Source organism: Salinirubrum litoreum, assembly GCF_020567425.1.
GTDB classification, from domain to species: Archaea; Halobacteriota; Halobacteria; order Halobacteriales; family Haloferacaceae; genus Salinirubrum; species Salinirubrum litoreum.
Genome location: NZ_JAJCVJ010000003.1, coordinates 516,742 through 530,410 on the forward strand (window position 1 = coordinate 516,742; position 13,669 = coordinate 530,410).

10 protein-coding genes are annotated in these 13,669 nt (G+C 67.3%); 8 read left to right on the forward strand and 2 right to left on the reverse strand.

Translation table 11 applies throughout. The features are described from left to right. Nucleotides 1–648: a bifunctional 4-hydroxy-2-oxoglutarate aldolase/2-dehydro-3-deoxy-phosphogluconate aldolase gene (locus tag LI337_RS18260; RefSeq protein WP_227231358.1), complete on the reverse strand. Its 648-nt coding sequence runs from the start codon at nt 646–648 to the stop codon at nt 1–3. Nucleotides 649–1,775: 1,127 nt separating this feature from the next. Beyond that, nucleotides 1,776–2,519: an IclR family transcriptional regulator gene (locus LI337_RS18265; RefSeq protein ID WP_227231359.1), complete on the reverse strand. Its 744-nt coding sequence runs from the start codon at nt 2,517–2,519 to the stop codon at nt 1,776–1,778. Between the two features lie 308 nt (nt 2,520–2,827). Between LI337_RS18265 and LI337_RS18270 the strand changes: the two genes are divergently transcribed. The 8 genes from LI337_RS18270 to LI337_RS18305 are packed head-to-tail and all read left to right on the forward strand — an operon-like array spanning nt 2,828 to nt 13,590. After that, entirely contained in the window at nt 2,828–4,207 is a 1,380-nt protein-coding gene (locus LI337_RS18270) for an ABC transporter substrate-binding protein (protein WP_227231360.1), read from the forward strand. Between the two features lie 7 nt (nt 4,208–4,214). Next, a complete protein-coding gene (locus LI337_RS18275) occupies nt 4,215–5,228 on the forward strand; it encodes a carbohydrate ABC transporter permease (RefSeq protein ID WP_227231361.1) in 1,014 nt (337 codons plus the stop codon). Then, nucleotides 5,221–6,144, forward strand: coding sequence for a carbohydrate ABC transporter permease (locus LI337_RS18280; protein ID WP_227231362.1), 924 nt, complete (start codon nt 5,221–5,223; stop codon nt 6,142–6,144). The genes LI337_RS18275 and LI337_RS18280 overlap by 8 nt, the downstream gene beginning before the upstream one ends. A 3-nt stretch (nt 6,145–6,147) precedes the next feature. Further along, nucleotides 6,148–7,335: an ABC transporter ATP-binding protein gene (locus tag LI337_RS18285; protein WP_227231363.1), complete on the forward strand. Its 1,188-nt coding sequence runs from the start codon at nt 6,148–6,150 to the stop codon at nt 7,333–7,335. Then, a complete protein-coding gene (gene dgoD / locus LI337_RS18290; RefSeq protein ID WP_227231364.1) occupies nt 7,336–8,484 on the forward strand; it encodes a galactonate dehydratase in 1,149 nt (382 codons plus the stop codon). Between the two features lie 2 nt (nt 8,485–8,486). Continuing rightward, the gene (locus LI337_RS18295) at nt 8,487–9,350 is read left to right on the forward strand and encodes an SDR family NAD(P)-dependent oxidoreductase (protein WP_227231365.1); all 864 of its coding nucleotides are present in this window, start codon (nt 8,487–8,489) and stop codon (nt 9,348–9,350) included. After that, nucleotides 9,347–11,473 (forward strand): glycoside hydrolase family 36 protein, encoded by a 2,127-nt coding sequence (locus LI337_RS18300; RefSeq protein ID WP_227231366.1) that lies wholly within the window; start codon nt 9,347–9,349, stop codon nt 11,471–11,473. The genes LI337_RS18295 and LI337_RS18300 overlap by 4 nt, the downstream gene beginning before the upstream one ends. After that, nucleotides 11,470–13,590: a beta-galactosidase gene (locus LI337_RS18305; RefSeq protein ID WP_303645293.1), complete on the forward strand. Its 2,121-nt coding sequence runs from the start codon at nt 11,470–11,472 to the stop codon at nt 13,588–13,590. The genes LI337_RS18300 and LI337_RS18305 overlap by 4 nt, the downstream gene beginning before the upstream one ends. Nucleotides 13,591–13,669: the final 79 nt, after the last annotated feature.

A 13,669-nucleotide genomic window follows, 5' to 3' on the forward strand; every position in this document is an offset into this window, starting at 1 on the left:
TCACTCCCGCGCGGATTCGATCGCCTCGCGGAACTGCTCTGCTCGCTCTGTCAGTGCGGCGTAGTCCTCGCGTTCGACCGCGTCGCCGTCGACCAGCGAACTCCCGACACCGACGCCGCCTGCTCCGGCGTCGAAGAAGTCCGCGACGTTGTCCAGCGAGACGCCGCCGGTCGGGAGCAGTGGGAGTTGCCCGAGTGGCCCGCCGATGGCTCCGACGTAATCCGGGCCGAGCGGCCCGGCGGGGAACACCTTCAGCAGGTCTGCGCCGGCCTCGCTGGCCTCGACGGCCTCGGTCGGGGTGGCGACACCGGGGGCGACCGCGACCCCGTGGCGGTTGCAGGTCTCGACGACGCCCCGGTCGAAACTTGGCGTGACGACGAAGTCCGCGCCGGCCCGGAGCGCGGCGCTCGCGGTCTCCGAGTCGAGGACGGTGCCGACCCCGATCAGGGCGTCCTCGCGGTCGAAGGCGTCGGTCAGGTGGTCGATGGTGTCGATCGCGCCGGGCGTGTCGGCGGTCACTTCCAGCGTCGTGACGCCGCCGGCGACGAGGGCGTCGACGACGCGGTGGGTCTGTTCGGCGGGGACGCCCCGGAGGATGCCGACGATACCGGTGTCGAGGATACGACTGACTGCGACGTGTCGCTGCATACTCGGGTGTCTGTGGTGGTCGGGATAAATCGGTCGGGGGACGACGTGGATGGTGTCGAATGCACTCTAGACGACGCGAGTCGAGAGCCTCCTTCTGACGGGAGTGTCGTCGAGTTCGTCGCGGACGACGGGGGGTGAAAGCCCCCGGACGATAGGATCATCGTTGGGTGAGTCGCAGACAACGAGCGGTGAAAGCCCCCGGCCCCTTTCAGTCCCACCCGGGGGAATTTGCGAAAGCGCACGCAACTCGCGGTGGACCAGTCAGTTTCAGCGATAGCCTCCCTGCGACCGTCGGCTCACCTGAGGCGGCCCTACGCCGCCGAAGTGCGCGACACGAGACCCGCCCGAGGCGGCCCCACGCCGCCGAGGTGTGGTGGCCGAGGCGGCCTCACGCCGCCGAGGTGTGGTGCCCGAGGCGACCCTTCGTCGCCGAGGTGTGGCACCCGAACCGGGTGCATCCCGGTGAGGTGTCGCGCCAGCCCGTTCGACTGGTCAGGAGCGCGTTCGCTTGGTCGTTCGTGACGATTAGCGAATCTAAGAATATTCCGTTCGTATATTTTTGATTTGGATTTCTGCGGTTGCGGTCGGCGCGCGCGAGGAGTCGTCCTCGTGAGCTTGCGAACAGGGCGAGACCGGAGGTCTCGCCAGCAACCGGCGCGAAGCGCCGGTGACGAGGGTCAGCGAGAGCGTCGCTCTCGCCAGACGTGCGAGGGAGTCGGATGCGGGCGGTGCGGAGAGCATCCGACGAGGTTGGGGAGTGTGAGGTGCGGTGCTGTCGCGGTTCCACTGGGAGGTGCGCTAGATTGAGTGAGGTTGCCGGTGCGGTGCTGTGTGGTCGCGTTCGCAGTGCTGTGCGGTCTGCGGTTGCTGTCGCGGATGCGTGCTTCTCGTCGGTGCGCTAGCAATCGTCGCGTTGCTGTCGCTGTTGTGGTCCCGGTAGCTGTCCGCGTGCTGATCACGCCCGAACTCGTCACAACCCGACTTCAGAGCCACGTCCCTACAGCACCATTGCGCGCAACACCACCGAACACACCAGTTTGAACCCACCCACTCCACGCTTTCACCGATACAAAACGAAACTCACGGACGAAATCTCGTTCACCATTACAAAACGAATCCAACCAGACTCACTCCGCGAGCGCCAACTCGACACTCTTCGCCGCACTCAACACCAGCCCCGGCAGGTCCTCCTCCAGTCGCTTCCCGGAGAGACGCTCACCCGGTCCCACGACCGACACACTCGCCACGACACCCGTTTCGCCACGGATCGGTGCCGCCACGCCACGCATCCCCTCGAAGAACTCGCCACGGTCGTAGGCCAACCCCCGGTCTGCGACCGAGCGCAGTTCCGCCCGTAGGTCGGCCGACTCAGTCACCGTCCGACCGGTGTGTCGGGACAAGCCACCCTCACAGTAGTCGTCCACCGCGTCCGGTGAGTCGTAGGCGAGCAACGCCTTCCCGCCGGCCGTCGCGTGCAGTGGCACTCGACTGCCAAGTCGAACCCGGCGGTCGTTCCGGTCGGCGTCCTGCACGTCGGCGTACACCGCCTCGCGGTCCTCTCGGAGCAGGACCGCCGCCGACTCCCCGCTGGACTCCGACAGCGCGGTCACCTCCGACCGAGCGACCGTCGGAATCTGCATCCCGTCGCGGACCGCCATCCCCAGATCGAGGAGCTTCAACCCCAACCGATACCGACCGTCCTCCCGCCGCACGACGCCCAGTGCTTCCAGCGTGGCGAGGTGGTTGTGAGCCGTCGCCTTCGAGACGCCCACCTCGTCGGCGAGTTCCGTCACACCGGCGTCTTCCACCGGGACCAGCGCGTGGACGATGCGGGCTGTCGTGTGGGTCGCTCCGACCGGATAGTCGCTCATACTCCCGTTCGCACGCGCAGTCACTTAAATATCGTTCACCGATACCGAACGAATCTGGTCGAACGTGAACGATCATGAGGAATATTCACTTCGGCACGATCGTCGTCGAGAGTCCGTGAATCTGCCGAAATCCCCGGAATCTCCCCGGATGCGACCGGCAGTGTTGTTCGGTATCGCCGAACACCGAGAATATGAATAACCCCCTTGCGTTCACGAAAACGACTGTCTTAGCGTCTCTAAACGTCGATCGCTGAAATCTACCCCAAGTTTTAAGTCGCAACTTTCCAAACCGTGATGATGGACACATCATGACAGATGATCACACGAACGCGGTCGGCAGACGACGCATCCTCCAGGGTGCCGGTGCGGCCACGCTCGCGGGACTGGCGGGCTGTGTCGGAACCGGTGACCCGACCCCGACGCCCGGATCGAGCGGCGGCGGCGGTGGCGACGACAGCGGTGGCGGCGGTGGCGGCGACACGACGACGGAATCGCAGATGGCCCAGTCGATCGAGGTGTGGGGCTGGGACGTCGCGGCGAAGTCGCTCGACCTGATCGACGAACCGTACGAGGAGGCGAACGGCGGCGACGTGTCGATCACCCAGATCGGCCGCGCCGACATGAAAGACAAGTTCAAGTCCACGCTCCTCTCCGGATCCGGCGCACCTGCCGCCGCGATGATGGAGAGCGTCGACGCCGCCTCGTGGGTCGACACGGGCGGCCTGCGCGACATCTCGGCGTGGCTCGACGAGGCCGGGATCAAAGACCAGTTCGTCGAGGGCAAGTGGGGTCCGCTGGAGAAGGACGGCGGCACCTACGCGCTCCCGTGGGACATCGGCCCGGTCGGGACGTTCTACCGCCGCGACGTGATGGAGAACCACGACATCGACCCGACGAGCGTCGAGACGTGGGACCAGTACATCGAGGAGGGCCAGAAGCTCCCCGACGACCAGTACCTGCTCAACCTCCCGTCGAACGACTACGACGGTCTGTGGCGGATGATGTTCCGTCAACTCGGCGGTCAACCGTTCACCGCGAACGGGGCGGTCAACATCCACTCCGACAAGAGTCTGCAGGTCGCGCGCATCCTCAAGCGCATCCGCGATTCGGGCATCGCCAACGACCTCGCCTCGTGGTCCTCCTCGTGGTTCACCGCCTTCGGCGAAGGCACCACTGCGAGTCTGACTGCGGGCGCGTGGATGGAGGGCACCCTGAAGGCCGAACTGGGCGACACGTCCGGCCAGTGGGGCGTCATCAAGCCGCCGGCGATCGAGTCCGGCGGCTCCCGTGCGACCAACTGGGGCGGCTCGAACGTCACCATCCCGGCGCAGGTCTCCGACGACGTGGCCCGGCGCGCGTGGGACTACATGGCCTTCACCCTCGGCTCTGCGGAGCACCAGATCACGATGTACCAGGAGTACGGCATCTTCCCGGCGCTGGAGTCGGCCTACGAGTCCGACGCCTTCGACCAGCAGAACGAGTTCCTCGGCGGGCAGGAGGCCGGTCGGATGTACGCCGAGATCGCGCCGGAGATCGCGCCGTACCGCTACACGGTCGACACGCCCGAGGTGACGAAGGCGGTCAACACCCACTTCCGGGACATGATGACCGGCGACAAGACGCCGAAAGAAGCTGTCGACGCGGCCGCACAGCAGGTCGCCGACCGCACCGACCGGGACCTCGCCTGAGGCCACGATGGCCACGCAGGACTCCACCGTTCCGGCCGGTCCGTCGCTGGCTGACCGCGTGCGGTTCGTCCGTCAGTCGCTGAGCCACCGGCTTCCGAACGCGGGCGAGGGCGTGGTCGGCTACCTCTTCTTGGTGCCGGCGTTTTTGCTGTTCGGCGTCTTTCTCGCGTTTCCGATCCTCTACACCTTCTACCTCTCCTTTTTCCGGTTCGAGGGCGTGAGCAACGAGACGATCCTCTGGATCGACACCGGCTTCTTCTCGTACCGACTCACCCGCATCGCCGACCTGGAGTTCGTCGGTCTCTCGAACTACACGGCGATGTTCGCCGACACGCTGTTCCACCAGGCGCTGTTCAACACGACGTTCATCCTCGTCGTGCAGGTGCCGCTGATGGTCCTCTTCGCGCTCCTCTTTGCGGTGGCGCTGAACGCCTCGTTCGTCAAGTTCCGGGGCGTCTTCCGGACCGTCCTCGCACTGCCGGTGTCGGCGAACCTCGTCGCGTACTCGACCGTCTTCCTGCTGATGATGCAGGACGCCGGCCTCGTCAACTACGTCCTGACGAGTCTCGGGTTGCCCTCGATACCGTGGCTGACCAGTTCCTTCTGGTCCCGGATGACAATCGTCGGCGCGGTGACGTGGCGGTGGACCGGCTACAACATGATCATCCTCTTGGCGGGGCTCCAGAACGTCCCTCAGCAACTGTACGAGGCGGCCGAGATAGACGGCGCGGGCCGGTGGGAGAAGTTCCGGTACGTGACCGTGCCACAGCTTCGACCGGTCCTGCTGTTCGTCTTCGTCACCTCGACGATCGGGACGTTCAAGCTGTTCTCGGAACCGGTGATCATCAACGGCGGCGGCGCGCCGCTGGACTCGACGATCACCATCGTCCAGTACATCTACCAGACCGCCTTCATCGACTTCCGGTTGGGCTACGCGAGCGCGCTGACCTACGTGCTCATCGCGGTGGTCAGCGTCCTCTCTGCGGTCCAGTTGCGAGTCGGAGGTGAGAGCGATGCGTGAGGAGACCCGCCGTGAGGCCGTCTGGCAGTTCCTCACCTACGCGTTCGTCATCGTGGGGGCCATCCTGACGATGGTCCCGCTGTACTGGATCTTCGTCGCGTCGACTCTCCGGGAGTCGGAGTTCCTCTCGTCGACCGACCCGCGACTCCTGCCGGGCGACAGCTTCCTCGCCAACTTCCAGTCGCTACAGGCACGCGAGAACGTCCAGTTCGTCGGCGAACCCGGGCAGATGACCCAGTTCGTCGATCTGGGACCGATCTACTTCGCGTACGACTTCTGGCACCTGTGGGACATGGGGGCCATCGAGAGCAGTATCTTCATCGCGGTGGTGTACACGCTGCTGTCGCTGGTGCTCTGTTCGATGGCGGGCTTCGCGTTCGCGAAGTACGAGTTCCGGTTCAAGAAGCCGATCTTCTACGCCATCCTCGCCACGCTGATCCTGCCGATCCAGTTGCTCGTCATCCCGCTGTTTCTCCTGATGAGTCAGATCGGGCTGACGAACAGCTACTGGGCGATCATCCTGCCGTGGGCGGCGAACCCGCTGGGTATCTTCTTGATGCGCCAGAACATGCAGTCGATCCCCGACGCCTTACTCGAATCGGCCCGGATGGACGGCGCGACCGAGTTCCAACTGTACTACAAGATCGCCCTGCCGACGATGAAGTCGTCGCTGGCGGCGCTGGCGATCATCCTGTTCTTGTTCCAGTGGAACCTGTTCTTGTTCCCGCTGGTCATCTTGGAGCAGGGCAAGTACACCATCCCGGTCGCCATCAACCAACTCGTCGGTGCACAGCGCGTCTACTACGACCAGATCATGGTCGCCGCGACGCTGTCGGTGATCCCGATCTTCGTGCTGTTCCTGTTCTTACAGAAACAGTTCGTCAGCGGGATCCTCGCGGGGTCCGTGAAGGAGTAACCTATGTCAGGAATCACATTAGAGACGGTACGGAAGGAGTTCGACGCCGGCGACGAGCAGATCGTCGCCGTCGAGGACATCGACCTGGAGATCCGCGACGGGGAGTTTCTCGTCCTCGTCGGTCCCTCCGGGTGCGGGAAGACGACCACGCTCCGGTGTGTCGCCGGCCTCGAAGACGTGACCTCCGGTCACATCCGGTTCGGTGACGACGACGTGACCGACCTCCGGGCGCGGGAACGCGACGTGGCGATGGTGTTCCAGAACTACGCGCTGTACCCGCACATGAACGTCAAGCAGAACATCGGGTTCGGCCTGAAACTCTCGACACAGCTCTCGTCGGCCGAGATCGACAGCCGAGTACAGGACGTCGCCGAGATGCTCGGCATCGAGGACCTCCTGGGCCAGAAGCCGAAAGAGCTGTCCGGCGGCCAGCAACAGCGGGTCGCTCTGGGTCGTGCGATCATCCGCGACCCGGCGGCGTTCCTGATGGACGAACCGCTCTCGAACCTGGACGCCAAACTCCGGTCGCAGATGCGGACCGAACTCCAGACCCTCCAGCACGAACTGGACGTGACGACGGTGTACGTCACCCACGACCAGACCGAGGCGATGGCGATGGGCGACCGCATCGCGGTGATGAACGACGGTCGTCTCCAGCAGGTCGGCACGGCAGAGGCGGTGTACCGGTCGCCGGTCAACGAGTTCGTCGCGGACTTCATCGGGTCGCCGAGCATCAACGTCTTCGACGTGCGGGTCGACGGCGACCGTCTCGTCGGACCCGGCGGCTTCGACTACCCACTCTCCGATACCGCACCGATCGAGGGCTACGACCGCCTGCGGGCCGGTATCCGCCCGGAGGACATCGACCTCGCGGCCGACGGCATCGCGATCGAGACGCAGGTGCTCGAACCGATGGGCAACGAGAACTTCCTCTACGCCACGCTCGGCGACCGGGAGATCACGGCCCGCATCGACGCCACCGCCCGTCCGCAGCCGGGCGACGTGGTGACGGTCGACTTCGCGGAGTCGTCGCTGTACCTGTTCGACCCCGACACCGGCGAGTCGCTGAAGACGAAGACCGACGGCGAGGGCGGGAGCGACGGCCTGCCGCCGTCCGCGACCGGCGCGACCGACCGCGACACGACTGGGACCGCCACCCAGGACGAGCAGGTGGGGGAGGTGACCGAGTAGATGCGCATCGTCGACTACGACCTCTACCAGGTGCCCCCGCGCTGGCTCTTCTTGCGACTGGAGACCAGCGACGGCCGTGTCGGCTGGGGCGAACCGGTCGTCGAAGGCCGCGCCCGCACCGTCAGAGCCGCCGTCGAGGAACTGCTCGACACCTACCTGCTCGGCGAGGACCCGACACCGATCGAGGACCACTGGCAGACCATGTACCGGGGCGGCTTCTACCGCGGCGGCCCCGTGCTCATGTCGGCCATCGCCGGCATCGACCAGGCACTGTGGGACCTGAAGGGCAAGCAGTTCGGCGCGCCCGTCTACGAACTGCTCGGCGGCAAGGCGAGAAACCGCGTCCGCGTCTACCAGTGGGTCGGCGGCGACCGGCCCGAAGGCGTCGCACAGGCCGCAGAAGAGAAAGTCTCGGAGGGGTTCACCGCACTCAAGATGAACGCGACCGCCGAGATGCGCCGAGTCGACAACCCCGCCGCCATCGACGCGGCCCGCGAGCGACTGGCGACCGTCCGGGAGACGGTCGGCCCGGAGGTCGACATCGGCGTGGACTTCCACGGGCGCGTCTCGAAGTCGATGGCGAAGCGCCTCGCCAGCGCCCTCGAACCCTACGAGCCGATGTTCATCGAGGAACCGGTCCTGCCGGAGCACAACGACGCGCTCCCCGAGATCGCCGCCTCGACCTCGATCCCGATCGCCACCGGGGAGCGGATGTACTCCCGGTGGGACTTCAAGGAGGTGTTCGAGTCGGGTGCGGTCGACGTGATCCAGCCGGACCTCTCGCACGCCGGCGGCATCACGGAAGTCAAGAAGATCGTCGGGATGGCGGAGGCGTACGACGTGGCGATGGCACCCCACTGTCCGCTGGGGCCCATCGCGCTCTCTGCCTGCGTGCAGGTCGACGCCTGTTCGCCGAACGTCCTCATCCAGGAGCAGAGCCTCGACATCCACTACAACGAGACCAGCGACGTGCTGGACTACCTCGCCGACCCCTCCGTGTTCGACTTCCGGGACGGCTACGTCGGCCTGCCCGACGACCCGGGCCTCGGCATCGAGATCGAGGAGGCACACGTCAGGGAACTGGCCGGCGACGTGGACTGGCACAACCCGGTCTGGCGACACGAGGACGGGAGCGTGGCGGAGTGGTGACGATGGACCGCTTCGCCGGGAAGGTCGCGGTCGTCACCGGGTCCACGCGAGGGATCGGTGCCGGCGTCGCGAAACGACTCGCCGCCGAGGGCGCACAGGTGGTCGTCACCGGGCGCACCCGCGAGGCGGGGGAGGCAACCGTCGCCGACATCGAAGACGCAGGCGGCGAGGCGGTCTTCGTCCGCGCCGACATGCGCGACCCCGACGACATCGAGGCGCTGTTCGACGCGACCGTCGAGCAGTACGGCCGATTGGACGTGCTGGTGAACAACGCCGGCGTGGAGACGAACACCGGTATCGAGGAGGCGACGATGGACGACTGGGCGTTCGTCGTGGAGACCGACTTCCGGTCGTTCTGGCTCTGCGGCAAGGCCGCCGCCGAGCGCATGGACACCGGTGCCATCGTCAACACCTCCTCGAACCACGCCTTCCTGACGATGCCGAAGCTGTTCCCCTACAACGCGGTGAAGGCGGGGATCAACGGGATGACGCGCGCGATGGCGCTCGATCTGGGTCCCAGAATCCGCGTCAACACGGTCAACCCCGGCTGGGTCGCCATCGAGCGGACGATGGGCGACATGGACCCCGACTACCGGGCACAGATCGAGTCCATCCACCCCGTGGGCCGCATCGGGAGACCCGCAGATGTGGCCGCCGCCGTGGCGTTTCTCGCGAGCGACGAGGCCGGCTTCGTCACCGGGACGAGTCTGCTGGTCGACGGCGGCCGGACCGCCGTGATGCAGGACGACATGCTCCCGGACTACCGGGCACGGCGCGGCCAGTTGGGCGACGCGGTGCCGGACGCGAACGCCTCGGGTGAGGCCAGTGGAGACGGCGGCTCGGCCCCGGCCGAGGACGGCGAATGACACGGGTCACCGCCGGCGAGACGACGGTCGAGTACGACCCCGAAACGGGTGGCCTCGCCGTCTTCGGGGACGGGACTCGACTTCTCGACGGGCGCGTCGTCGCCACGGGCCACGGCCACACCGGAGCGGATACCGGTCTCCGGACGACCGTCGACTGCCGATCGGCAGCGGACGGAACGGTCGATCTGAGACTGGGCGTCGAGAACCGGGGCAGCGATCCGATCCAGCTCGACGAACTTCGGCTGGTCGACCGGGCGACGACGCCGTTCGGCTCCGACGACCGCGTCTACGAACACGGCTACCAGTCGTGGTCGCCGACTTCGACACTCCGCCTCGGCGAGAACTTCCCCGACGAGTCAGACCGCGCCAGACCACAGATGGTCGACCTCGCTGCACCCGCGGACGCACGTACCAGCCACGCCGTGATCGGCCTCGCGGGCGACGCCGGCACGCTGACACTGGGCTTTCTCGACCACGCGGAGTACCTCTCACGATTCGAACTGCACACCGACGCCGACACGGGCGAGACCAGCCTCACCGCGACCTGTCCAGCAGACGGCGTGACACTCGCACCGGGCGAGTCCCGCGAGAGTTCGGCGCTCCGCATCGACGCGACGCACGATCTCACGGCAGCGCTCGTGGCCATCGCCGAGGCCGTCGCCGACCTGATGGACGCCCGCGTCCTCGACTCGGCACCGACCGGCTGGTGCTCGTGGTACCACTACTTCACCGACGTGACCGCCGACGACGTCGCGGAGAACGTCGCCGCTATCGACGACTGGGGCGTCCCGCTGGACCTCGTGCAACTCGACGACGGCTACGAGGCCGCGTTCGGCGACTGGCGGACGCTCGCCGCGGGGTTCGACGACATGCGCGCCCTCCGCGACTCGGTCGTCGACGCGGGCCACACGCCCGGGCTCTGGCTCGCGCCCTTCTACGTACAGGCCGACTCGCTGCTCGCGCAGGAACACCCCGAGTGGCTGCTGACTCGCGACGGGGAACCGGTTGACGCTGGTGCGCGCCACGGTCCGATGTACGCACTCGACACGACGCATCCCGAAGTCGAGGCGTGGCTGACCGAGACGTTCGAGACGGTGGTCGACGACTGGGGGTTCGACTACCTGAAACTCGACTTCCTCTACTGTGCGGCCCTGCCGGGCGACCGGCACGGCGACCTCACCCGCGCCGAGGCGTACCGTCACGGGATGGAGACCATCCGCGAGGCGGTCGGCGAAACCACCATCCTCGGCTGTGGCGCACCGCAGTTCGCCAGCGTCGGCCTCGTCGACGCGATGCGGATCGGGCCGGACACCGCCCCCTACTGGCGGCGCGGGGGCGACTCGGCGAGCCAACCAGCTCACGAGAACGCAGTCCGGAACGTCCTCAATCGACAACTGTGGCACCGCCGCCTCTGGCTGAACGACCCCGACTGTCAACTCGTCCGGACGACGACGGACCTGACCGCCGCCGAACGCGAGTCGTTCGCCGCGCTCGTCGCGCTGCTCGGCGGGACGAACGTGCTGAGCGACGCGATCCGGGAGATCGACGCACCCGGCAGACGGCTGTTCGAGCGCACGCTCCCGCCGGTCGAGACCGGTCGCGTGGCAGACTTCGGTGAGCGCGAGTTCCCGCAGACCGTCGTCGCCGAGCGCCCGGCAGACGGCGGCCGGGCGGTCGCGGTCTGTAACTGGCACGACGAGTCGCAACTGGTCGCAGTCGACCCGAGCGAGTACGTCGACGCTGAGGACGGCGTCGGCGTCGTCGCACTCGCCTCTGGCGACGAGGACGCTCCACCCGCCGGTCTCCACGCCGACCGTATCGAGCGTGACCTCCCGCCGCACGGCGTCCTCGTGGTCCACGTCGCGCCGGCGCGTGACCGACCGCACCTCGCTGGTGCCGACCACCTCGCGGGTGCCGTGTCGCAGGTGACGGCGACCGAGTGGGACGCCGACAGCGGGACGCTCTCGGTGACGCTCGACGCCGACCGACCGATGGACCTGCTCGTCGCTACCCCGAGGGCGTGGCGACTCGTACCCAGCGGCGGCGACACCACGAGTGAACCGACGACGACCCGAGTCACGGCGACTCCGGGCGAGAACCACTTCGATTTCTTCGAGCCATGACCGACGACACGATGCAGGACGACGACAGCACAGCACCCGCCAGCGGCGTCCGCGGGGGACAGACTGGCGATGCAGGCCCGCAGATCGGCGTCTGCTACTTCCCGGAACACTGGCCGGACGACCGCCTCGAACCCGACGTCGAGATGATGGTCGACGCCGGCATCGAGGTGGTCCGCATGGCCGAGTTCTCGTGGGGGCGACTCGAACCAGAGCGGGGCGAGTTTGACTTCGAGTGGCTCGACCGGGCGGTCGGGACCCTCGGCGAGGCGGGCATCGACGTGGTGCTCTGCACCCCGACCGCGACGCCGCCGAAGTGGCTCGTGGACGACCACCCCGGGATTCTGCAGGCGGAAGCCGACGGCACGGTTCGGGAGTTCGGGAGTCGCCGCCACTACTGCTTCAACTCGGCTGTCTACCGCGAGGAGACCGAGCGAATCGTCTCCCGGATGGCCGAGCGGTACGCCGACTCCCCGCACGTCGTCGGCTGGCAGACCGACAACGAGTACGGCTGTCACGAGACGGTGCAGTGCTACTGTGACGACTGCGCCGCGGCGTTCCGCGAGTGGTGCAGCGAGCAGTACGAGGACATCGCCGACCTGAACGAGACGTGGGGGACGACTTTCTGGAGCCAGCAGTACGGCTCCTTCGAGGCCATCGACCCGCCACGGCACAGCGCCGCCGAACACCACCCCTCGCGCCTGCTGGACTACGCTCGCTTCGCCAGCGACAGCGTGGTCGACTACAACCGCCTGCAGACCGACCTCCTGCGCGAGGCGAACGACGACTGGTTCGTCACCCACAACTTCATGGGCAACTTCCCGACGCCGGACGCCTTCGCGGTCGGCGAAGACCTGGACTTCGCCTCCTGGGACTCCTACCCTACCGGGTTCGCGCAGGACCGCGCGCTCGGCGAGGTGACCGCCGACCGCCTCCGGGCGGGCGACCCGGATCAGGTCGGCCTGAACCACGACATCTATCGCGGGCCGGCGGGCTTCTGGGTGATGGAACAGCAACCCGGCGACGTGAACTGGCCACCGTACTCCCCGCAACCGGGTGAGGGCGCGATGCGCCTGTGGGCACACCACGCCGTGGCTCACGGTGCCGAGGCGGTCTGTTACTTCCGGTGGCGGCGCTGTCGAGAGGGGCAGGAACAGTACCACGCCGGCCTCCTGCGCCACGACGGCACCCCGGACCGCGGCTACCACGACGCGAGTCAGTCGGCCCGGGAACTGGGCGCGGTGGCCGAGTTCACCGACTCCAGCGCCAGCGACGTCGCCGATACTGGGAGTCTCGCGGGCGTCGACGCACCGGTCGCGGTGTTGTTCGACTACGAGGACCTCTGGGCGCTCGACACACAGCCACACTCGCCGGAGTTCGACTACTGGACACTCGTCGGGCAGTTCTACGGTGCGCTCCGGGCGCGGGGTGTGCAGGCCGACGTCGTGTCGCCGGAGTCGGACCTCACCGACTACGCGGCGGTCGTCGCGCCGACGCTCCACCTCGCGGACGAGACGCTCGCCGACCACCTCGCCGAGTTCGTCGACTCCGGCGGGCACCTCCTGCTGGGCCCGCGTTCGGGCGTCAAGACACCGGGGAACCAGTTGCACGAGAATCTCGCACCCGGTCCGCTCGCGCCGTTGGTCGGCGGCCACGTCGATCAGCACGAGACACCGCCAGAGTCCTTGCCCACGACCGTCTCCTACCGGGGAGAGAGCTACGACTACGACACGTGGGCCGAGTGGCTGGTCGCCGAGGACGCGGACGCGACCGGCACTCACGAGTCGGGCGTCGGCGACGGGAATCCGGCACTCCTCGATCACGCGGTCGGCGACGGTTCGGTCGCCTACTGTGGCGTCCAGCCCGGTGAGGACCTCGCGGACGCACTCGTCACCGACCTGCTGGACCGGGCCGACGTGGCCCACACCGACCGGTTCCCCGAGACGGTCCGGGTCGCCGAACGCGACGGCCTGACGTGGGTGCTGAACTTCGGCGCGGAGTCGGTGACGGTCGAGGCTGCGGACGACGCCGAGTGGGTCGTCGGGAGCGAGACGGTGCCGGCCTACGGCGCGAGCGTGGTGTCGGCACCAGTCGCGTCGGTGTCGCTCGCGGATCGGTGAATCGGTGAGTCGGCGGGTCGACCACCCAGCGACTCGCCGGCAAACACCCACGCGGTCACAAGGCCGATACGACGCCGGT